This window comes from Sorangium sp. So ce124, assembly GCF_051525235.1.
Classification (GTDB): Bacteria; Myxococcota_A; Polyangia; order Polyangiales; family Polyangiaceae; genus Sorangium; species Sorangium atrum.
Map to the genome: position 1 here is coordinate 8163841 of NZ_CP150312.1, position 21828 is coordinate 8185668.

16 protein-coding genes are annotated in these 21828 nt (G+C 70.6%); 7 read left to right on the top strand and 9 right to left on the bottom strand.

Translation table 11 applies throughout. The annotated features are described in order from the left end of the window. Positions 1-4: 4 nt before the first annotated feature. Positions 5-925, bottom strand: a complete 921-nt coding sequence (locus WMF19_RS30510) for a hypothetical protein (RefSeq protein WP_437893594.1) — start codon at positions 923-925, stop codon at positions 5-7. Positions 926-1101: 176 nt separating this feature from the next. Here WMF19_RS30510 and WMF19_RS30515 point away from each other — a divergent pair, with 176 nt between their 5' ends. Further along, a complete protein-coding gene (locus tag WMF19_RS30515; RefSeq protein WP_437893595.1) occupies positions 1102-2508 on the top strand; it encodes a serine/threonine protein kinase in 1407 nt (468 codons plus the stop codon). A 43-nt stretch (positions 2509-2551) separates the two neighbouring features. Here WMF19_RS30515 and yddG read toward each other — a convergent pair whose 3' ends face one another. The 3 genes from yddG to WMF19_RS30530 form a co-directional block, all read right to left on the bottom strand. Beyond that, positions 2552-3547 (bottom strand): aromatic amino acid exporter YddG, encoded by a 996-nt coding sequence (gene yddG, locus WMF19_RS30520; RefSeq protein WP_437893596.1) that lies wholly within the window; start codon positions 3545-3547, stop codon positions 2552-2554. A 139-nt stretch (positions 3548-3686) separates the two neighbouring features. After that, positions 3687-4478 (bottom strand): AraC family transcriptional regulator, encoded by a 792-nt coding sequence (locus WMF19_RS30525; RefSeq protein WP_437893597.1) that lies wholly within the window; start codon positions 4476-4478, stop codon positions 3687-3689. 127 nt (positions 4479-4605) lie between these two features. Further along, positions 4606-5457: a matrixin family metalloprotease gene (locus tag WMF19_RS30530; protein WP_437893598.1), complete on the bottom strand. Its 852-nt coding sequence runs from the start codon at positions 5455-5457 to the stop codon at positions 4606-4608. A 482-nt stretch (positions 5458-5939) separates the two neighbouring features. Here WMF19_RS30530 and WMF19_RS30535 point away from each other — a divergent pair, with 482 nt between their 5' ends. The 5 genes from WMF19_RS30535 (at position 5940) to WMF19_RS30555 (ending at position 11592) form a co-directional block, all read left to right on the top strand. Then, entirely contained in the window at positions 5940-6767 is an 828-nt protein-coding gene (locus WMF19_RS30535) for a TIGR02452 family protein (protein ID WP_437893599.1), read from the top strand. A gap of 203 nt (positions 6768-6970) precedes the next feature. After that, the gene (locus tag WMF19_RS30540) at positions 6971-8632 is read left to right on the top strand and encodes a serine hydrolase domain-containing protein (RefSeq protein ID WP_437893600.1); all 1662 of its coding nucleotides are present in this window, start codon (positions 6971-6973) and stop codon (positions 8630-8632) included. Between the two features lie 96 nt (positions 8633-8728). Then, on the top strand, positions 8729-9991 hold the full coding sequence (locus tag WMF19_RS30545; RefSeq protein ID WP_272094280.1) for a glucose-1-phosphate adenylyltransferase: 1263 nt from the start codon (positions 8729-8731) through the stop codon (positions 9989-9991). Between the two features lie 182 nt (positions 9992-10173). After that, positions 10174-11208 (top strand): aspartate-semialdehyde dehydrogenase, encoded by a 1035-nt coding sequence (locus tag WMF19_RS30550; protein WP_437893601.1) that lies wholly within the window; start codon positions 10174-10176, stop codon positions 11206-11208. Between the two features lie 9 nt (positions 11209-11217). Next, positions 11218-11592 carry a DUF4406 domain-containing protein gene (locus WMF19_RS30555; protein ID WP_437323371.1) on the top strand — a complete coding sequence of 125 codons (375 nt, stop codon included), beginning with the start codon at positions 11218-11220 and terminating at the stop codon, positions 11590-11592. 62 nt (positions 11593-11654) lie between these two features. On the opposite strand, the gene WMF19_RS30560 is transcribed toward WMF19_RS30555, so the two are convergent. The 4 genes from WMF19_RS30560 to WMF19_RS30575 all read right to left on the bottom strand — a co-directional run bounded on the left by WMF19_RS30560 (position 11655) and on the right by WMF19_RS30575 (position 18382). Beyond that, on the bottom strand, positions 11655-12662 hold the full coding sequence (locus WMF19_RS30560; RefSeq protein WP_437893602.1) for a hypothetical protein: 1008 nt from the start codon (positions 12660-12662) through the stop codon (positions 11655-11657). Positions 12663-12830: 168 nt separating this feature from the next. Continuing rightward, positions 12831-14474: a cache domain-containing protein gene (locus WMF19_RS30565; RefSeq protein WP_437893603.1), complete on the bottom strand. Its 1644-nt coding sequence runs from the start codon at positions 14472-14474 to the stop codon at positions 12831-12833. A gap of 777 nt (positions 14475-15251) precedes the next feature. Further along, positions 15252-16982: a glycoside hydrolase family 5 protein gene (locus WMF19_RS30570; protein ID WP_437893604.1), complete on the bottom strand. Its 1731-nt coding sequence runs from the start codon at positions 16980-16982 to the stop codon at positions 15252-15254. A gap of 653 nt (positions 16983-17635) precedes the next feature. Next, positions 17636-18382: a TVP38/TMEM64 family protein gene (locus tag WMF19_RS30575; protein WP_437893605.1), complete on the bottom strand. Its 747-nt coding sequence runs from the start codon at positions 18380-18382 to the stop codon at positions 17636-17638. A 268-nt stretch (positions 18383-18650) separates the two neighbouring features. Between WMF19_RS30575 and WMF19_RS30580 the strand changes: the two genes are divergently transcribed. Further along, complete coding sequence (locus WMF19_RS30580) at positions 18651-20561, top strand: DUF4215 domain-containing protein (protein ID WP_437893606.1); 1911 nt, start codon at positions 18651-18653, stop codon at positions 20559-20561. Between the two features lie 9 nt (positions 20562-20570). On the opposite strand, the gene WMF19_RS30585 is transcribed toward WMF19_RS30580, so the two are convergent. Then, a complete protein-coding gene (locus WMF19_RS30585) occupies positions 20571-21797 on the bottom strand; it encodes a GAF domain-containing protein (RefSeq protein WP_437893607.1) in 1227 nt (408 codons plus the stop codon). Positions 21798-21828: the final 31 nt, after the last annotated feature.

The window sequence follows — 21828 nt, forward strand, 5'->3', positions numbered from 1 at the left end:
TCCCCTACGGGGTCAAGAACGACGTGACGACCAGATCCGTGCGCAGCCATGGCCAAATCGAGGGGTCCTCAAGACACTGGCGGTAGAAACCCCTGGTCGTGTCCACCCCGCTGCACAGTGTATCGCAAGAACCCAGGATGACCATAGGACCACACCCCTGAACCGTCGTGGCACCGGTCGCGGGGTCGACAGTGACGTGGCCGGCCGCGCAGTCGCGCATCATCTGGCGCGCGCGGGTGACCCCTCCGGGCGAGTAGCAGGCGCGCACGTACGGCGTCGAGGAGAAGAGATTTCCCCAGAACGCGCCCTCCCTTACCGTGTAGGTCGAGATCTCCGACGGCTGCGTGCCCAACCCGTTGTAATCGTCGCGCAAGGAGACCATCACCGAGACGCCGTACCAGTTCGTCCGCGCGGCGACGCAGGCCGTGATCAAGCGCTGATGGAAGGTGTCATTTGCGATACCGCTGCTGGACCACCAAGGCGCTATCCCGAGCGAACCGCGGTACGCCTCCGGGTGGACGACCCCACCGCTGTCGGTCCACGAGAACGAGAACGTCTGGGCAGGTCCGAGCGAACAGCTCACGATGTAGCGCAGAAGATCCCTTGCCAGCGCGCCGTTCGCTCCCGGATTCAGGATGGATGCGCGCGCGTTCGGGTCCATCCCGTTGAAGTTCAGCGCGTTGAAGTTCAGCGCGTTGAAGTTCAGCGCGTTGAAGTTCAGCGCGTTGAAGTTCAGCGCGTTGGCCAGGTAGCCGTTATCGGTCTCGAACGCGCCCTCGGCTTCCCCGACGAGCTCTTCTTCGCCGACGAGCCCCTCCGCCTGCTCGTCGAGCTCGGCACCGATGCAGGCAGCGGTAAGCAGAGGTAATGCCAAGACCGCAACACTTCGTGCACAGCAAAGAACCATGACGGTCCCCCTTTTCATCGCCGCGTTTTGGCGTTTAAGGTCGAGTAGCCGCAAAGTTTAAGTTACCATTTCGAAATGCTTCTGCATAGCGCTTTAGTAAAGGATGCGTTCGATCCGGAGCGCGCGCTGGCAGCGGCACTGTAACGCACCGCGACGCATCACGACGCATCACGACGCACGGCGCGGAGGGGCAGATGAGCGACGAAGAGGACGAGACCAGGCCGTTTTCGGATTTCGAGAGGTCGGCCGCGCGCGGCGAGTTCCCGCCGGGGACCCTGGCGGGCGAGTACATCCTCGAAGGATTCATCGCGCGTGGCGGCTGCGGCGTGGTCTACGGGGCGAGGCACGTCCAATCGGGCCGACCCGCCGCGGTCAAGGTGCTGAGCGAGGCGGTGGCCCACTCTCGCCGCGTGGTCGATCGGTTCGCACGCGAGATCGACGTGCTGCGGTCGATATCCCACCCCAACATCGTGGAAATCTACGGAGTTGGTGAGCTGAACAACTATCAGCCATTCTATGTCATGGAGCGCCTCGAGGGCCAGACGCTCGACGCGTTGATCCGGTCCGAGACGCGGCTCACGCCGCGCGAGACCCTGGAGTTGATGGAGCCTGTGTGCGCAGCGCTAGCAGCCGCGCACACAGCTGGCATCGTTCACAGGGATGTGAAAGCGAGCAACATCTTCATCTGCTCGGGCTCGCCACGTACCGTGAAGCTGCTCGATTTCGGAATCGCGAAGATGATGGCGCCCGAGGAGGGGTCGACATGGCTCACCACGGCCGGACGTATGCCCGGGACGCCATCCATCATGGCCCCAGAGCAGATCCTCGGCGGTCCTATCGATGCGCGGGTGGACGTCTATGCGCTTGGCGTCCTCCTTCATCGCATGCTGGTGGGCCGGTTGCCGTTCCACACGCACGACATGGATGAGATGGTGCGGAAGCACCTGGAGGAGCCGCCGCTGCCGCCGAGCCTGCGGGTCCCGCTGCCCATCGAGGTCGACGCGGTGGTGCTGCGGTGCATGGAGAAGCGGCGGGAGCGGCGCTTTGGCTCGGTCGAGGAGCTGATGCGCGCGCTCAGGGACGCCATCGGCGGGCCCGCGTCGGGCATGCCGAGCGGGCCCGACCCGACGCACCCTGCGGTGGCGGTCTACCTGGAGGTCCGGACCCGCGGCGACGCCGGCGAGCTCGACGACACGCTGACCTTCGATATCGGTCGGGTGCTCGACATCGCCGAGTCACAGCTCTCGCGCGCCGGGTTCATCCTGGCGTCGATCACGGGCAACGAGGTGCTCGGCGTTCGCCTCCTCCCGGCAAACGCGGCAGAGGCGCTGCGGGAACGGCGCGCTGCGATCGAGCTCGCGACCGCCGTGCACCGCGCGCTGGCCCAGCGACCGGAGGCGGACCCGCGCCTGCACGTCAACGTGTGCGTGCACGCGGACGACGTGCAGGCGCGCCTCTCGACGCAGCCCGAGATCACCGGGGGCGCGCTCATGTGCGCGGGGCACTGGGCTCCGGCCGACGACGTGCACGGGGTGTTCGCGACGCTGAGCGCGAACGCGGGCCTGCTGGACGACGAGCCGACCCCCACGCGCCGCGCGTAGCCACGAGCCGTAACGAACGAGAGCGCCCTCGATCGCGGGCGCGTCAGCGCCGCGATCGAGGGCGGGTGATCCAGCGCGCGATCGTCGGCCACGCGCGGGCGCCGACGCCGACGATCACCGCGGGCGCGGCCGATACGAGGCCGCCGGCGGTCACGAGCGCGCAGGCGGCGAGCAGCTGAAAGCTCGCCTCGGCGTGGCCGGCGACGCAGAGGAGCAGCGTCGAGAGGATCGGCGCGCCGTAGGACAGCGCCCCGAGCTGCGGCACGTCGCCGTGCTTCGTCGCGTGGTCCCACGCGAAGAACGCGACGCCCACGGGGCCGAGCCCGAGCGCGAGCAGGCCGAGCGCCTCTCCGGCCGTGGGCACGACCGTGCGCTCGAGCGCGAGGTGCCCGGCCAGGCCCAGGGCGGCCGTCGCGGCGCACGGGCCTGCGACGGCGTCGGCAGGGACCTCGGCGAAGCGGCGCTGGAGCACCGAGTACGTCGACCAGAGGAGCGCGCAGCCGAGCGCGGCCAGGTAACCGGGCGTGTGTGCGGCGCTCAAGCGGACGGTGCCCCCGTCGGCGACGAGCGTCCAGACGCCCGCGAGCCCGAGCAGCGCCCCAACCAGGTGCCTGCCGCGCAGTCGGCCGCCGGGGAGCGCCGCCGAGAGCAGGACGATGAGCAGCGGCCACAGGTACGAGATGACGCTGACCTGGACGGGCGGCGCGGCGGAGAGCGCATAGAAATAGAGGGCGTGATAACCGAACAGGGCGCCCACGCTGAGGATCCAGCTGCCGAACGGCTGGCGCAGCGCGCCGAGGCCGCCCCTGCCACGCCGTGCGAGCCGCGCCGCGCCGAGGAGCGCCGCGACCGCGAACGTCGACGCGAGCACCTGGAGCGGCGGCAGGCTGCGCACCGAGGTCGAGAGCGGGGCCAGGCTGCCCCACAGGCCGATCGCGGCGACGCCCGCCAGGGTGGCGGCGCGCCGCGAGGGGCGCGCCGCTGGCGTCGCTGACATCGCCGCGTCCGATAGGGCGGCGCCGTGAGTCGTGTCCGACATGGCGCCGAGCATGGCGCGCCGCCCGGCCGTGGTCTTGGCTCAGGCTCCGCTGTCCTGTGCCTGGACTCAGGGCTCGCGCCCCAGCGACATTCACCCGCGCCCCGGCGCGCCGTGCCTGGGCTGCGCGCCTGCAGCCCGGCTACGCTCGCCTGCGCCGCGGCTCGCCCCGACCCTCGGCCCGGGCGGCGCGGCGCAGGGCCGCCGGGGTCACGCCGCGGCGGCGCCGCAGGCTGCGGGTCAGGCAGCTCTGGTCGGCGTAGCCGCAGCGGATCGCGATCTCCGCGATCCCGAGCTCGGTGCGGGACAGGAGGTCGATCGCGCGCCTGAGGCGCAGATCCGCGATGCGCTCCTGCACCGTCGTCCCGAGGACCGTACGGAACAGATGGTGGAGGTGCCCCGGGCTCAGCTCGGCCCGGGCAGCCACGTCCGCGACGGTGAGCGGCTCATGCGCGTGGTCCTCGAGGAAGCGCAGCGCGCGGCGCAGCTTCTCCGGGGCGCGCATCGGGCCGAGCGCGCCGCGCGCCCCGCGCTCGGCCAGCGTGAGCACGAGCAGCCCCGCCCACTGCCGACGCAGCGCGATCGAGCCGCTCCAGTCGAGCTCGTCCGCCGCGGTCCGGACCAGGTGCGCAGCGGCGGCGTCGAGGGCGATCGGCCCGTCGGCGATCCGCTCGAACCACGGCGCGGCGCCGAGAGCCTCCGCGGAGGCGGGCGGCACATCGATGACGAGGAAGCGATTCCGGTCCGGCGCCGCGAAAGCGTGGCGGATGTCGCACGGGACGAGCACACCGGAGAGCCCCGCCGCCGTGAGCTCGCGCCCGCCCATCGAGAGCGCTATCGCGCCTTCCAATGGCAAGACCAGCTGGTGGTGCGCGTGCCGGTGCGCGACCACCTCGGCCGAGTATCGCCGGACGCCGAGCTCGACCTCCTCCATGGCGCGCCATGATCTCACGCGCGGCGCGCGCGCGCCATGATCCCTCGGGCTCCCCACCTCGCCAGCGCTCTCGCCGGCGCGCCGCCCCGTCGGCGCGCGGCCCGCAGCGCGCGCCGCGGGGCGGAGCTCACCGGCAGGGCCGGCCGTAGAGGGCCGCGGCGCCGCGCGCGTCGTGCTTCGTCAGATCGAGGTCGCCCCAGTTCGTGCCGTTGCACCACGGATAGTGCATCACCGAGCCCGCGTCGTACGGCGTCAGGGCGCGCCAGCCGTCGTCCTCGAAGCAGGCGCCCGCCTCGGGCCGCGTGTGCTCGTGCCGGAAGCCGAGCGCGTGGCCGAGCTCGTGCCGCAGGACGCCCGTGAGCGTCCAGAGATCCAGCGGGCCGAGGGCGGCCGAGTCGATGAGGAGATTGCGCGCGCGGCGCGAGCTGTCGGGGAAGAACGCGCGCGCGTAGTACGGCTGCCCCTCGACCGGGCTCACGTCGAAGACGACCCTCTTGTTGCGCGCATCGCACGCGGCGTCCTGGTCCGCGCGGTGAACGAAGCGGACGTCCGCCACCTCCTCCCACGCCGCCGCGGCGCTCTCCACCGCGGAGACCACCGCGCCATGGTCGTCACCGAACGCCTCGCTCACGCAGTAGCTGAGGTTCCGCTTCTCCCTGTCGCTCCACCTCACGTCCCTTCCATGGCTCTGGTCGACGATGAGCGCTCCGCGCTGGACGTGGCGCTCATAGAACCGCTCGAGCCCGTCGACGCCCTCGATGGGAGTGTCGCCATCGACGATGTAGATACCGCTCTCCGGCTCACGGTAGGTGCGCGCCTCGAACTCGTCGAAGCTCACCTCCGTATCGCCGACCCGCTCGGAGATCTCCTCTCCTGCGGGCGCGCCAGCGGCGCACCCGACCGACGCGAGCGATAAGACAAGGAGACCAAGGGTGCCATGAATGAGACCACGAGACTCCGCAAACAGGTGACTCATCATACAAGCTCCTCTCGTTCATGCCTCTCCCTCTCGGGTGAGGCGAGGGCGCGCAGCGCCGCAGCGAGCTCCGCCAGACGGCGCCATGGGACTCCCACGGCGGGTCGGGCCGACTCGACGGCTGGTACTGACGCGGATGGCGTCCGGTTTCGGTGTACGATATTGGCAAGCGACGTGCCGCACGCGCGATGGCGTGACTTTGCGGTCCGCAGGCCGAGCGCGGAGCGATGGAGTCCACACCTGCGGAGCGGGTGCTTGCGCACCTGTGCAAGGACTTGCGTATCGAGATCGAAGCAGCGCGCGCCGCCGGGCCCGCATCGAGGGGGTGGATCGAGGGGTCCTTCGTCCCGCCGTCGCGCCGGTCGGATCGCGCGAGCAGCGTCGAGCGCCGTGATCGTGCGCCGCGCGCTGCCGGGGTGGCGTACGGCGCGGCGGCCTGCGCGTTTCGCTGGACGAGCGGCCGCGGCTCGCCAATCCTTGAGCGCATGAAGCTGACCAGCATCGCCGCAGAGACCGTGCAGATCGCGAGTCGGGGCGAGTACACCGCGCCCTCGGGCGCGACGGTTCGCATCCGCGACCGCGTGCTCGCCGCGGTGAAGGGGACCGTGCTTTACCGGCCCGGATCACTCGACGCCTGGGAGCCGAAGGAGCGCCTCGATCGCCCGACGGCGATCCAGGTCACCGGCGAGACCACGGGGGCGGCGGGGCGACGGCTCATCGAGCAGGAGGGCGAGGCCCGCGTCATGGCCCTCAACTTCGCTTCCGCCAAGAACCCCGGGGGCGGGTTCCTGCGCGGGGCCAAGGCCCAGGAGGAGGACCTCGCCAGGTGCTCGGGGCTGTACGCGTCCCTGGTCGAGCAGCGCGACTATTACGACCAGAACCGCGCGTGCGGGAGCTTTCTCTATACCGACCACATCATCTACTCGCCGGACGTGCCGTTCTTCCGCGACGAGCAGCACGCCCTCCTGGACCGGCCGTTCGCGCTGTCGATCGTCACGGCGCCGGCGCCGAACGCCGGCGAGGCGTTCCAGCGCGACGACGCCACGGACCAGGAGATCCGCGCCGCCCTGGAGCGCCGCGCGGACATGGTGCTCGCCGCGGCGGGCGCGCACGGGCACCGGTGCCTGGTCCTCGGGGCGTGGGGGTGCGGCGTCTTCCGCAACGATCCGCGCGAGGTCGCCGACGTCTTCGCCCGGTGCCTGGGGAGCCCGCGCTTCCGCGGCGCGTTCTCGCGCGTGGTGTTCGCGGTGTACGACCGGGGCGACGATCGGCCGAACTACCGGGCGTTCCAGGAGCGGTTCGCGCAGGCGTAGGCGCGTACGGCCGCCAGCGCCGCCGATCCCGCGCGCGCCGCCACGGCCCCGCGCGGATCACACCGTGGGATCCCCACACCGGAGCTGCGTAGACGCCGCGCTCCCCGCCTACCTCCACCGAGAAAATCGAGGACTGCCCCCCTCCACCAGGTCCGTTTCGAATTGTCGGGTCGCGATCGAAGAGCGAGAGTCATGGCTCCGACTTGAGGACGATCGACGACAGGCTCGCCGCGCTCCTCGCCGCGGCCGTCTTCTCCGCGTCACCCCTTCTCCTGTGCGGGTGCGCATCGACCGCGCCCGCGCCGCGGGCCGCCGCGCCGGTGGCCGCGGCGCCGCTCGCCCAGCGCTTCGCCAGCGAGCCCGCGCCGACGCCGCGCTTCCCCGATCCCGAGCGCGGGCGGAAGCTCCGCGCGGCGGCGGCCGACGTGCAGGCGCTCGCGCGGCGCGCCGCGGAGAGGGAGCGGCTGCCGGCGCTCGCGCTCGGCGTCGTCATCGACGAGGAGCTCGCGATCCAGGCGGTGCTCGGCGTGCGGGACGCCGCGGCGGGCGGAGCGGTCGACGAGCACACGCGCTTCCGCATCGGCTCCGTCACCAAGCCGCTGACCGCGGCGGCGATACTGCGGCTCCGCGACGAAGGCCGGCTGTCGATCGACGCCCCGGCGGCGCGCTATCTGCCAGCGCTCGCCGGCGTCGTCTACCCGACGCGCGACGCGCGGCAGATCACGGTCCGCGACCTGCTCACGCACAGCTCCGGCCTGCCGCGGCTCGGCGTGTTTCCTCCCGCGTCGACGTCGCGCGACGTCACCGAGCGGGAGATCCTGGCGACGCTCGACGGCTTCGGGCTCGAGAGCGCGCCGGGCACCGGGACGTCCTACTCGAACCTCGGCTATTCGCTCCTCGGGCTGGTCGTCGCGCGCGCCTCCGGCGTGCCGTACCGGCGCTACATGAGCGACGCGGTGCTCGGGCCGCTCGGCATGCGCGACGCCGCCTGGGAGCCGTCGCAGGTGCCGCCCGGCGCGCTCGCGTCGCCCCACGCGCGCGGCGTCGACGACGGCGCCGTGGCGTCGATCCAGCCCTGGCGGCTCGGGGCCTCCGAGGCGACCGCGGGGCTCTACGCGAGCCTCGCCGACATGGGTCGCTTCGTCGGGTTCCAGCTCGCCGCCTGGCCCGCGCGCGACGCGCCCGAGACAGGGGCCCTGCGGCGGAGCACCGTGCGCGAGTCGCACATGATGGCGCGCAACGGCTCGGCGTTCCCGGCCGGCGGCGGCGACGACGGCCCCGGGCTCGGCTGGCACGTGCGCGAGGACTGCGACCTCGGCCACGTGGTGTTCCACGACGGCCTGATCGACGGATTCTCCGCGTCGGTGACGTTCCTCCCGCAGCGGGGCGTCGGCGTCGTCGCGCTCGCCAACGTGGCCGGCGCCGATCTCGAGTCGCTCAACGCGGAGGTGCTCGGCCGCCTCGCGGCGACCGGCGCCATGGAAGCGCGCGTCGCCCCGCCCTCCCCGCCCGTGCGCCGCGCCGCCCACGCCGTCGCCTCCGTCATCGGCCGCGCGCGCACGGAGGCGCTCGATCGCAGGCTCAGGCCCGGCTGGTTCCCGGAGGCTCACCTCGCGTCCCTGCGAAAGGCGCTGCGCGACGCCGGCGCGCGGGTGGGAGCGTGCGCGCTCGACGGCTCCGCCGCGGTGGAGAGCGCCACGGCGGCGCGCTTCGGCCTGCGCTGCGAGCGCGGCGCGCTCTCGCTGGCCGTGCGTGTGGACACCTCGCCGGACGCGCGGATCACGTCCCTCAGCGTGGAGGAGCAGACGGGGGCGATCGCCCGGGAAGCCCCCCGCCCGAGCGATCGCCCGGCGCGCTGCCGCTGAGCGATCTGCAGCCCGGTTGAATCGCCACACCTGCTAGTGTAACCGCGCCCATCGTCCCGGGCGTCGAACCGTCCCCCTCACCTCGCGGAGACCCGCTTGAAGCACAACGACGTGGTGGTTTTGATCCTCGGCGGAGGCGTAGGAAGCCGCCTCTACCCGCTCACCAAGCTGCGCTCGAAGCCAGCCGTCCCGACCGGCGGCAAGTACCGGCTGGTCGACATCCCGATCAGCAACTGCCTCAACTCGGGCTTCAACCGCATCCACATCCTCACGCAGTTCAACTCGGTCTCGCTCCACAACCACATCACGCAGACGTATCGATTCGACGTCTTCTCGGCCGGCGCGGTGCAGATCCTCGCGGCCGAGCAGACGCCGACCCACAGCGACTGGTACCAGGGCACCGCCGACGCCGTCCGCAAGCAGCTCGTCGAGGTGAAATCGCCGAACCCGCGGGACGTCATGATCCTCTCGGGCGATCACCTCTACCGCATGGACTACGAGCCCTTCCTCGAGCACCACCGCGAGACCCGGGCCGACGTCACGCTGGCCGTTCGCCCCGTCCCGACGGCCGAGGTGTCGCGCCTCGGCATCGTGGACACCGACGACACCGGGCGGGTGGTCAAGTTCATCGAGAAGCCGAAGGACATGAAGCTGCTCGACAGCGTGCGGCAGCTGCCCGATCCGGCGAACCCGTGGCTCGCCTCGATGGGCGTCTACATCTTCAGCGCGAAGGCGCTCTACGAGATGCTCGAGCGCGACAACGCCTCCGACTTCGGCAGCCACATCCTGCCCCGGGCGCTCGATACCCATCGGATGATGACCTACACGTTCGACGGGTACTGGGAGGACATCGGCACGATCCGCAGCTACTACGAGGCCAGCCTCGCGCTCACGGACTCCGATCCTCCGTTCTCGTTCTACGACCCGCAGCGGCCGATCTACACCCGCCCGCAGTTCTTCCCCCCGGCCCACGTCACCGCGGGCTCGGTCCTCGACCAGGTGCTCCTCGCCGAGGGGAGCCGGATCGTCGAGTCGAAGATCTCCCGGTCGGTCGTCGGGCAGCTCTCCTCCATCGGGCCCCACGTCTCGATGTCGAACACGGTCATGATGGGCGCGGACTACGAGTCCCTGTTCCAGGCCCACGGCCCCGAGAGCACGAGGGGCCTCCCGCCCATCGGCATCGGCCGCGGGTGCACGATCGACGGCGCGATCATCGACAAGAACGCGCGCATCGGCGACGGGGTGGTGATCCGCAACATCCCCGATCGGCCGGACACCGACGCCCCGTACTACGCGGCCCGGGAGGGCATCGTGGTCGTCCCGAAGAACGCCGTCGTCCCGCCGGGCACGGTCATCTGAGCGCGGGCCGCGCCCCGGCCGCCGAGGGGACGGCGGCTGGGCGCGCGGGCGGAAGGCGGAAGGCGGAAAGCGGAAAGCGGAAAGCGGAAGGGGACGCGCCGCGCGGGTAGGCACTACGTCGCTGCGGCGCCCGGCCACTCGCCCCTCGTCGGCTGGGCCCCGGTCTGGTAAAGAGCGCCCTTATGCGAATCTGCATCCTCGGCGCCACGGGCCTTGTTGGCCGCGAAACCATCACCCTCATCGCGCGGGCCTGGCCCGGCGCGACGCTCGCCCTGTTCGCGAGCCGGGACCAGGAGCTCACCCTCGACGGCAAGTCGTACGAGGTGCTCGGCGCGTCGCGCCTCGAGGCGCAGGACGCCCCCCGCGGAGACCTCGCGTTCGTGGCCCTGGATGACGATCACAGCAAGCGGTACGTCCCGCGGCTCGTGGAGCTCGGGTACCGCGTGATCGACAAGAGCAACACATACCGCGCCGACCCGAAGGTGCCGCTCGTCGTCGCCGGGGTGAACTCGAGCATCGTCGATGACTCGGTCCGGCTCGTGGCCAACCCGAACTGCACGACGATCCCGCTGATGCTCGCGCTCTCGCCCCTGCGCCGGGAGTTCGGGCTCAGCGAGGTCACGGTGAGCACGTACCAGGCGGTCAGCGGCGCCGGCATCGCCGCCCTGGACGCGTTCCTCGCGGACGCGCGCGACGGCTTCCAGGCCCTCGATCGGCTGGGCCTGGCGTTCAAGGCGTCGGGCTACGCCGGCAACACCGTCCCGCACAACGGCGGCACCGACGAGAGCGGCTTCTCCTCGGAAGAGCGGAAGCTCATCTTCGAGAGCCGCAAGATCCTGAGCACGCCGGAGCTCGGCATCTCCGCGCAGTGCTGTCGGGTCGGCGTCGCGGTGGGCCACTACGAGAACGCGTGGGTCACGTTCGATCGCCCGGTGGATCTCGAGCGGGTCGCGAGCATCCTGAGCGATCCGGCGCGGTCGCCCTTCGTGAAGCACCTCCCCGGCGCCGCCGGCGAGGGCCTGAGCGCGCTCCACTGCGTGCAGGACCGAGACCTCGCGCTGGTGGGGCGGATCCGCCCCGATCACCGGGACCGCGACCGGAAGAGCGTGTGCCTCACCGTGGTCGGGGACAACCTTCGGCTCGGCGCGGCCACCAACGCGGTCCGCGCCGCGACGCGCTGGTTCCCGAGCGCCGATCGGGACCTGCAGGCCCCCTGACGGCAGACGATGCAACCTACCCAGCCCCTCATGATCCTCGTCGCCGGGCCCTATCGCTCCGGCACGGGCGATGATCCGGTCCTGATCGCGGCGAACGTTCGCGCGATGAACGACATGGCCGTGCGCCTGTTCCGGGCGGGCCACCTCCCCGTCCTCGGCGAATGGTTCGCGCTGCCGCTCATCGAGCACGCCGGGTCGCGGCAGATCGGAGACGAGGTATTCAACGAGATCTTCCATCCTGTCGCCCGCCGGCTCGTCGCGCGCTGCGACGCTTGCCTGCGGATCGGCGGCCCCTCGAAGGGAGCCGACGAGATGGTCGAGCTGTCCCGCTCCATGGGCAAGCTGGTCTTCTTCAGCTTCGACGAGGTGCCGGGCCGCGGTTAGCCGCGGCTGCCACACGAGAGGCACGTGAGAGACGCGCGAGACGCCTCGGCGGCGCGGTCCCGTCATGGCTCGGGCCCCGGCCAGACTGCGCCGACAGGGAGCGCCTGCACGTCGGGGAAGAGCATGTAGACGCGCTTGCCGTCCCCCATCTGCCGGTGGGGCGGCGAGGGCGTGGCCGCCGCGACGCTCGCGCGCACCGCGCGCCCGAGCGCGGCCGGGCCGTCGAGCGCCTGGCTGAGCGCGGCGAGCGCCTGCGCGAGCTCGGGGAGCGACGCCTCGCCCGAGGTGCCCCGCGCGACGAGGGCGTCGACCTCGCGGCTGCGCACCCCGAAGTCCGACGGCAGCGGGTGCGCGGGCTGCGCCGTGGCCGCGGCGTGGAGGAGCTGGCGCTTCGCCATGCTGCCCGCCTCGCCGAAGCCCGCGACGAGCTCGAAGAGCGCCGACGCGACGCCGAAAGCCGGCTCGAGGTCGCTCGGGTCCGGGAGCGGGGAGACCCTGATTCCCAGGTCGTCGAGGAACTCGAACCCCGAATCGCTCAGCGCGGCCGAGCGCTCCGTCTCCGGCAGGGGCGGCGCGACCCGCACCTCGCCGCTCTCGAACACGATGACGCGCGCGTACGTGAAGCGCGCATGCGGCACCGCGAGCCGCACGCGCGCGAGCTGCGCCGCGACCTCCGCCGCCGCGCCGATCTCGAAGCGCGAGCCCGGAAGGTGGCGCGCGATGCCCTCCAGCGTCATCCCCGCCGCGTCGGGCCAGGGGCACACGGCGACGTGCCGCGGGAGCGCCTCCGCCTCGCCCGGCGCGCACACGCGCTCCAGCCCGAACGAGGTGGGGGCGAGGAGCGGCGGCCGCTGGCCCTCTATCCGCCGCAGATCGCCGAACAGCCAGGCGCGGTTCTCCCCGTGGTGCTCGGGCGCGAGCATCCGCGCGCCGACGAGCAGCGCGACGGTGCCCCCGGCGCGCGCGAGCCATGCCTCGGGCACGGAGAGGTGCTCGTACAGGAAGCCCTCGACGATGAGCTGCCACTCGCGGGGCGGCTCGGGAGGCAGCGGAGCGGCGGTTCGGTACATGGCGGGTGCGGGGCTTCGAAGAACGGCGCGCTCGGCCCCGGATCCACACGCGAGACGGGCGAGCTCGTGAGGTAGCGTATCCAAGCCTGGACCGCCGCGGAACACGGCAGCGCGCCGCCGCCGGCGATCGGCGGGCGCGCTGCCCGATCCGCCCCGACCGCGCGGCGCTCAGGTCGCCAGGGTCGATCGGAGCGCGGCCGCCTGGCGGGCGGACATGCAGTGCTTGATGCCGTCCTTCAAGCTGCGCAATGGCCGGATATCGCCGAGCTCGACGCCGAGCGCGACGAACGCGCGCGCGATATGGGGGCTGATGCCCGTCACGATGCAGTCGCACCCGAGCAGCCGCACGGCCTTGGCCACCCGGGCGAGGCGCGCCGCGACCTCGTCGTCGATGGCCGGCAGCCCCGTCACATCGAGGATGATCCAGCGGGCCTGCGCGTCGACGATCCGGCGGAGCAGGCCATCCATCATGTCGGCCGCCCGCTCGGAGTCCACGGGCCCGACGATCGAGAGCGCGAGGATCTCGTCCCACACGTCCACGATCGGCAACGACAGCTCCCGGATGGTGACGCGCTGGCGCTCGATCGTCTGGAGCTGCTGCTCGAGGGCGCGCTTGGTGGCCTGCAGCTCGCAGAGCGCCTCCTCGCGCTGGGCGAGCGACTCGGTCTTCGCCTGGGACGCGGCCGCCGACGCGCCGAGCGCCCCCTCGAGCTCGCGCTGCGCGACGATCCGCACCTCGATCTCCTGCTCCAGACGCTCCTTCGCGCTGGTCAGCAGCCTCGATCGCTCCCGGAGATCCCGCTGGATGCGGCCGAGGAGGACGTGAAACATCGCGAGCAGCCCGCCGCTCACGCCGGCGAACGCGGCGCAGCCGGCCACGAGCTGCGCGCGCGCGGCGGCGGCGACGCCCGTCACGTCGCGCATCACGAGCAGCTTCGCTGTCTCGAGCGACCGGACGTCGTCGATCGGGAGCAGCGTGCACTCCAGGACGCGCCCGTCCGCCTGTACGGTCACGGTCGGCTCGTCGAGATCCAGGCCCTGCCGCGCCAGCCTCGCCGAGAGCTCGTCGGGCAGCGCCTGCGCCGTGCTGAAGACGGCGACGATCGAGGGGAGCGCGTCCCACGGAGGCAGGCGCTGCTCCGCGGCGGTCGGCTCCCAGAGCGCTCGATCCACGTACTTCTTGTCGACGAGGATGGCGACATCCATTCCGTGGGCCTCGCGCAGCGAGGAGGCGACGAGCTGGAACTCCTTGCCGAGCTCGATATAGCCGAGGAGGCGATCCCCGGAGCGCCACGGCATGACGTACCGGAGGGTATACGTGCCGAGGGGCCCCTGCTCGTTGCCGACGCTCGGCTGTCCCGTCCGCTCCGCTTCCATGAGCGTGACGCGAGAGATCGTGTCGCCGAAACGGTGAGGCTGGTGAACCCGCAGGAAGTTCACGCGGTCGGGAGCATGAAAGTAGAGGTGCGTGATCCCCGCGCGCGCCTGGAGCTCCTGGAGGAGCGGCGCCCCCCGCGCGAGGAGCGCCTCGCGGTCCTGGCGGCGCATCGCGTCCTCGAGGAGGGGATCGCGCCTGATGGCGCTCATGAGGGAGCCCAGGGTCGCGATGTTGTCCTCGCTCGCCCGCCGCAGGAGCTCCGTTGTGGTCTCGGTCGCCTGCTGGAGGCTCGCTTCGCGCTGCGAGGTGAACGCTCTGTAGGTCGTCACCAGATAGAGCGAGAGCAGCAGCGCCAGGGCGAGCACCAGCGGGGCGAGCACCCTGAAACGTACGTTCTGGTCCGCGCTCGCGCGGGCCGTCCTGCGATCCTCCATGAGCCTCCTCCCGTGCCACGGGCTCCGCCGAAACCGGCAATCGCACCGATACGCAGCCGCCCGGGCCCCCCCCGACCGATGGTTCACATGCGCCCGTCGCGTGGAACAGCTCTTCACCTCCGGACGCGACGACGATCCAGTTGGCAGGACGAGGCTACGAGTTCCTCGGACGCCAGTCCATCCAGTTCACGTGGGGCAGCTCTCGCCACATCGTCGCAGACCACGGGAATACGCGAAGTTGCGCCCAGCAAGCAGCAGAGACGGCGGCGACGCGGCGCGATCGACCCGGACAGAGGAATCCTGCCCAGCACCGCCATGGCGCCGGGCGTGGAGCTCGCGACATCGACCGAGACGAAACGCGGCGTAGGGCGGAGGGGAAGAAGAGAAGATTCACGGGGAGGCGAGAGATAAAATCGCTCGAACCATCGAGCTACCTGAAAGCAGTCGCCCCCAGGCGAGCAGGCTCGAACGATGGCCCCCTCACCAATCCACCTTGTTCTCGAGTTCTCTCTCCTCCCCGCCTCCCCGTCTCCCTGTGTATTCTCTCTTGCTCTGTCTGTCTCCCAGGCAACAGGCCGCTGATGCCGACCACGCTTCGCGCGGCGGCCCACCGGAAAGACGAGAGGCGCTGGTGAACGCGCGCGACAACAGCTGCGATTAGCCGACGACCCGGGCCGACTCCGCCGTGGCAAGCTGGAGTCACAAAGATGAAATCACAAAAGAGAACCGCCCGCAGAGCCTGGCTCTGCGGGCGGCCTTCTTCATCAGCGACTCGGCCTACTTGAGACGCGCCAGCATCTCGACCTTCTCGGTGTCCAGGCCCGTCCACTTGCCCCAGCCCGTCTTGTCGGCATTGGTGTACGCGTGCAGGTAGATGCCACCCGTATCACCCGACTCGGGGTTGATGGACCAGTACGTGAAGTCCGTCATCTTCTTCTTGATGAGGTAATCCACGTACATGTTCTGCCACTCCCAGTCGTAGCGCTTGCCGGCAGGCAGGTGCGCCCACGTCTGGGCCAGCCCCGGGTCCATCTCGTTCTTCGGCCAGTCCTTCACGCCGCCGAACTCGCCGGTGATCACGCAGAAGTTCTGGTCGTGCAGGAACCCGAAGTGCTCGTCCCACTGCTTTGTCAGCTTCGCGACGGCGTCTGCGTTGCTCCGTTCCAGGATCAGCCCGCACTTGGCCTTGGCGGCCTCCTCGTCCTCGAGCCCGACGCACTCGGGCTTGGACTGATCGACGTGCTGCTTCTGAACGAACACTGCAGGCCCGTAGGTGTGGGGCGAGAAGCAGAGCCGATTCCTGGGGATCTGGATCGGGTAGGCCGTCTGTCCGTAGAAGTTCTCACCCCAGTTCGGATTGAGGTCGGGATCGCCGTGGGGCTCCGGCTCCAGCGTCAGGCCGCTGGCGCCCGCGGGCTGGTGGCTGCCGGACACGCCCTGGACCACGGCGACCATGTCGTCGTTCTCCTCGGCGATGACGTCGTAACACGCCTTGGCCATGTCCGCCCACTCGGGCCAGCTGTACTTCCACGGCTCGTTGAAGCAGTCGATGCCGATGATGTTGTCGATCCCGAGCTTCTTGGGCAGCTGCGCCATCTCACGGATGGTCGCGAGCCACTTGTCGTAATCGTAGGCGTCCTCACCCGTCTTGCAGCTGTAGGCGTCCGCCTTGTAATCGTAGTTCTCGCGATCGCTGTCCACGTAGGGCTTGTCGTCGTCGAGCCTGCCCGCGCGCCACCCGAGGTGGTTCGAGCAGGAGTGGATGCCCAGGATGACGTTCAGGTTGTTCTTGTCGGCCTGCTTGAGGAAGTCCTCGAGCGCCGCGCGCGCGTTGGCGTACGGGTAGACCTTCTCGTTGTTGTTCCTGATCCGGGGCGAGGTGCGGCTGTAGTCGCCGTCCTCGTGGTTGGCGACCAGGGTCTGCGGCGCGATGGGGAGCCGGATCGTGTTGAACTTGAGGTTGGAGCTCGTGAGCTCCTTCATCGTGGCCTCGATGGTGCGCGGGGCATCGTTCTCGGCCCACCACATCGACCCGATGAAGAGCTCCATGGCGCCGGGACGCTCGAGATCGTCCTGTCCCTCGAGCCCGAACCAGTTGCCGCCGCGAACCTGGATCTCCTGGCCGTTCTGCATCAGGCGGCCATTGTCGAGGTTGACGCGGAAGATGCCGTCGGGCGAGCCATCGGTGTCCGGCGTGGGCTTCGCGTCCGGGTTGCCGCTGCCGCTGCCGCTCGGGATTCCAGCGCCTGCGCCGTTGCTGGTGGTGCTGCCCGCGCCCGCGCCGTTGCTGACGCTGCTGCCCGCACCCGAGCCGTTGCCGCTGCTGCCGGCGCCCGCGCCGTTGCTGACGCTGCTGCCCGCACCCGAGCCGTTGCCGCTGCTGGCGCCGCCGGAGCCCGTCAGCCCACCCCCGGTCGCCGCGGTCGAGCCGTCACCGCCGCAGGCGATGCCCACCAGACCGAGGGCGGCGAAGGAACACAAGAAGATATGGCTTCTTCGGATTCTCATAGGTTCGTTCTTTCGTTAAGCACAAATTCAGAGCACGGCGCACTGCTTCGAGCGACAACCCCCAAAGGCTCGTCCGTAAGGTAATCCCAGCCAGATCAACGGTTGGTCGCGCTCGACAGTCGACCCTGCGCAGAATTCGCAATCAAGCAACACCGACGGGTTGCCAACCGGGCTCGCATGTTACCCGCCACCAAACAGAGGGTCAAGACGAGACGCACCCCCCGATGCCGGAACCAATATCGATATGGCGGTGCTTTTCCCACGACGGTGGATCGCAGGAGGCGCTCTCCTCCAACGGGATCCTGCAGGAACGCTGGACGAGGGGACCGCCATCACGAGACACTTGACTTTCAAATTGCGCTTGAATGGCCGAGCCGCTCCGCAGCCCCGCGCTCCCATCGCACGCGCGGCGTCATTTGCCAGGCGCACAGCGTCATTGGATAGGTGCGCAGCGTCATTCCACATACGCGCAGCGTCAAACGCCGTGAAAGGGGCCTTGGTCAGATCTCGTCAATGGGAGAGGCATGTTGGAAGGCTGCGACTCGCCACAGTGCCAGTCACAGGGGCACGCGGTGCGTCGACGCGTCGACGCGCTGCTCCGACCTTCATCGATCCTCACGGCGGCGGGTGTGCCGGCAGCCGAGCTGCCAGCGCTACTCCCCTCCTCTCCCACGGCCCTCGCCCTCTCCTACGGGTCTACGCCAGCGCTCCGGCAGGCGGGCGAGGAGCAGCGCGAGCCCCGGTAGAAGCACCATCCCCGCGAGCAGCAGCAGGGAGGAGGTGAGCCGCGCGGCCGAGGCGCCGACTGCGGCATAGGTCGCCGAGATGCCCAGGTTGGCCAGGGCCGTCACCGCGACGAACGCGCGCCAGGGCATGCGGCCCGCGCCCGCGAAGACGAGAGATGCCTCCGCGAGCACGGGCACGCCGCGGAAAAGGAGCAGGAACCAGCGGCCGTGACGCTCGGCGGCCCGCGTCAGGCGCGCGAGCTCCGCCTCGCCCACCATCCGCTGCAACGCCGGCGCGCCCGCGCGCGCGCCGACCAGATAACCCAGCCCCGAGCCCACCATCATGCCTGCCCACGAGACCGCCGTCCCGCGCCAGAAGCCGAGCAGCCCGCCCGCCGCCGTGCTCACCAGGCTCGATGGCACCGGCAGGACGATATCGCCGGCGAGCAATCCGCCGAGGACGAGCGCCGTCGCAATGGGCGAAGGCGGCGCCGCGAGCAGCCTTCGGGCCGCAGCCTCGAGGCTGTCGGCGAAGAGGAAGAACGGCACGAGGATGATCAGAAGGAGCAGGCCAGAGAAGCCGGCCCACCCGGCCCAGAAGCGCCGGGGGCGCGCGGTCGCGCCGGGGAGGCGGGCGCTCCCCGGAGGAGGGGTCGAGTCAGACGATCGCAACATGCAGCGCTCCAGGTCCGGTGACGGGCCGGCCGCCCCGCGAGGAGGAGCGAGCCGGCCGGCGCGCGAGTATACGTCCCTCACGCGGTCCGCCCTCGGGGGAAAGAGACGCTGGTTGAGGATTTATCCACGCACAGGGGGAGCCCCTTTATTCAACAGCCCTGGAGGTGACGGCTCGCGCAGGAAGGGCTCGAATTCAGGGCACTCGCGTGGGAGACTGCCGCCAATTCACGCATCCCGAGAGGTCCCGGGCAACCGGAAGGAGCAGGTCATGCGTCCTCGATCTTCGTGGTTTGGTTCGACCATTTTCATCATGAGCTGCGCCGCCCTGACGGCGAGCTGCTCTGCGAGCCGCGAGCGTCCGGCCGGAGGCGGTGGCACCGGCGGCGGCGGGGACAACCCAACCACCACGACCGGCGGCGATATCGGCGACGGCGACACCACGGGGAGCGGATCGGACATCGGCGACGGCGACAGCGCGTTCCGTTGCGGCGACGGGGGCCTGACCAAGGACGAGGCGTGCGACGACGGGAACGCGGTGGGCGATGACGGCTGTGCCGCGGATTGCCGCTCGGTAGAGCTCGGCTGGTCGTGCCCGCTGCCCGGAGTCGCCTGCACGCGCATCGCCCGCTGCGGTGACGGCGTTGTGGTGTTCCCGGAGCTCTGCGACGACGGCAACACCGAGGCGGCCGACGGCTGCTCGCCGACCTGCAAGGTGGAGGTCGGCTTCAAGTGCAGCGGCAACCCGAGCGCCTGCACGCCGACGACCTGCGGCGACAGCACCCAGGAGGGCGCGGAGAGCTGCGAAGACGGCAACACGATGCCCTTCGACGGCTGCTCCGCGAGCTGCCAGGCCGAGCCCGACTGCTCCGCGGGCTCGTGCGCGTCGCGCTGCGGCGACGGCCTCGTGCTCGGCGAGGAGTGCGACGACGGCAACAACATCGACGGCGACGGCTGCTCCGCGACGTGCAAGCAGGAGCCGGGCTACACCTGCGCCGTCCCCCAGCCCTCGGGATCGATGGCCGTGCCGGTCGTCTTCCGCGACTTCAAGGCGGCCCACCCCGACTTCGAGCCGAAGGGTCCCGCCAACAGCAAGCCGATCTTCAACATGGTCGGGCAGCGGCTCGACGCCCAGAAGAAGCCGACGTACATGGCCGCCGCCAACAGCCTGGTCACGAGCGCGGACAGCTTCGCCCAGTGGTACCACGACGTGCCCGGCACCAACAGCACCACGGCCACCACCCTCACGCTCTGGGACACCGGCGACGGCCGCTTCGTGAACCGCTGGGGCGAGGACGGCCAGCAGTGGACCCTGCTGTCCCAGGAGAGCGAGCACTATTGCGGCAACGTGGGCAACGAGATCAACGACGAGGAGTGCACCTCGTCGGCCCAGGCCACCCCGCAGTGCGGCGACATCCACAGCGAGCAGTTCCACAGCTGCAACGTGCGCGACGGGGTCTACTGGGCGAGGTATATCGAGGAGACCTACGACGGGAACCCGCTGTTCTTCCCGGTCGACGACGATCCGTTCACCCCGGCGGCCGAGCGCGTCGCGGCCGACATCTTCCCGAGTTACGGCGGCGGCGACTGGCTGAAGGAGGCAGGCAGCCCGAAGCACAACTTCCACTTCACGAGCGAGATCCGCTACTGGTTCCAGTACAACGCGGGCGAGCAGTACGAGCTCGACTTCACCGGCGACGACGACGTGTGGGTGTTCATCAACGATCGCCTCGCGGTCGACGTCGGCGGCATCCACAGCGCCGTCAACGGGCGCCTCGTCATCAACGCCAACGGGGGAGGCAGGGTGACCTACGCGACGGAGGAAGACGACGTCATCCAGCCGCGGAACGTCGATCTCGGCCTGATGGACGGGGGCGTTTACCAGATCGCCGTGTTCCACGCCGAGCGCCAGACCGCGGCGTCGACGTTCAAGCTCACGCTGCAGGGCTTCGCGACGGCGCGGAGCGAGTGCAAGCCCGTCTGCGGCGACGGCGTCGTCAGCCTGGGCGAGGAGTGCGACGACGGGGTGAACGACGGCGGCTACGGCGAGTGCGCGCAGGACTGCAAGCTCGGCGAGTACTGCGGCGATGGCGTCGTCCAGGCCGTGGAGGAGTGCGACGACGGCAACAACCGCGACGGGGACGCCTGCGGCAGCGGCTGCCGCAACCTCATTCCGCGCTGACCCGGCGGCTCAGGCCATCCACACCCTGAGATCGCTCGCCGCGCGCTCCGGGGCTCCCGGGTGTGTCGGCACCAGCACCCGCACGGGGGACGGCGCGCGCGCGGCGACCCCCGCGCCGGGTGAGAGCGTGAGGCACAGCTCTCCGCCCGTCGGCGTCGCCCGGAGCGCGAGGTGCACGACGCCGCGGCGCGCAGCCCGGACGGCGCTCAGCAGCACGCGAAAGAGCGCGCGCGCCAGGGTGTTGTGGTCCGCCTGGACCACCACGGGCTCGAGCTCCTGGATGCTGGTCGTGACGTCGCAGACAGCCGACTCGACCTCCAGCAGCTCCGCGAGATCGCGGATCAGCGCGTCGAGCGCCACCGGGCGCGGCGACGTCGCCCCGTCCAGCGCGAGCGCTCGCCACAGCGCAGCGGAGCGCCGGAAGCGGCGCAGCACGTTGGCGGCGAGGTGGAGCAGATCGCGCGTCTGGGCGAGGACGCTCCCGGCGAGCTGATCCGCGGCGAGATCGATCCTGAGTCGCGCGGCTGCCCGCGCCTGGAGGATGTCCTGGAGGAACCGCGTCAGATCCTCCATGGGCACGTCCCGCGCAGTGAGCACACGATCCATGTCCCGCTCGAGGCGCATGGCGAGGAGCTCCATCTCGATGGCGCGCGCGGCGCAGAGCAGAATTTCGCGCAGACGCCTGCCAATCTCGGGTCTCCTGACAGAGAGGCTGAGCACGCCGATGGCTGTCCCATCGCCGTCTCGGAGCGGGAGCCCATGGCAGGTGAAGGCGTGGAATCCCTGAATGAAATGCTCCGGCCCCACGAGCTCCGTATAGCCATCTTCGGCGAGCGCCGTACCGACGCCGTTCGCGCCACAGACGCTCTCCTCGAGCAACGCGCCGGGACCGGGCAACCGCTCGGGACCGTGAATGGTGTGCTCGTCACCGTGGACATCCAGGAGAATCGCCCGCTCGTCCCCCACCATGACCGCATGGCGCTCGTTGCCCGAGGCCTGGCTGAGCGCGCGAAGGTACGGTTCGGAAGCGAGGATGAGCTCCTGGTGCCGCTCGCGCAGGCGCTCGGTGTCGAGCGCGCTCAGGAACTCGGCCTTGGGACGGCGCGGATCGGCCCCTCCCCCATGAGAGCGCACCCAGGCGCGGTGCACGTGAGGACGCAGCTGCTCCGCCTCCAGGGCGCCGATCGAGCGGTAGAGGCGTCCTGCCTCGAGCGCTGATTCCAGCCACGCTGCCATGAGCCAACCCCTCGTTCGAGCGCGCGGTCGC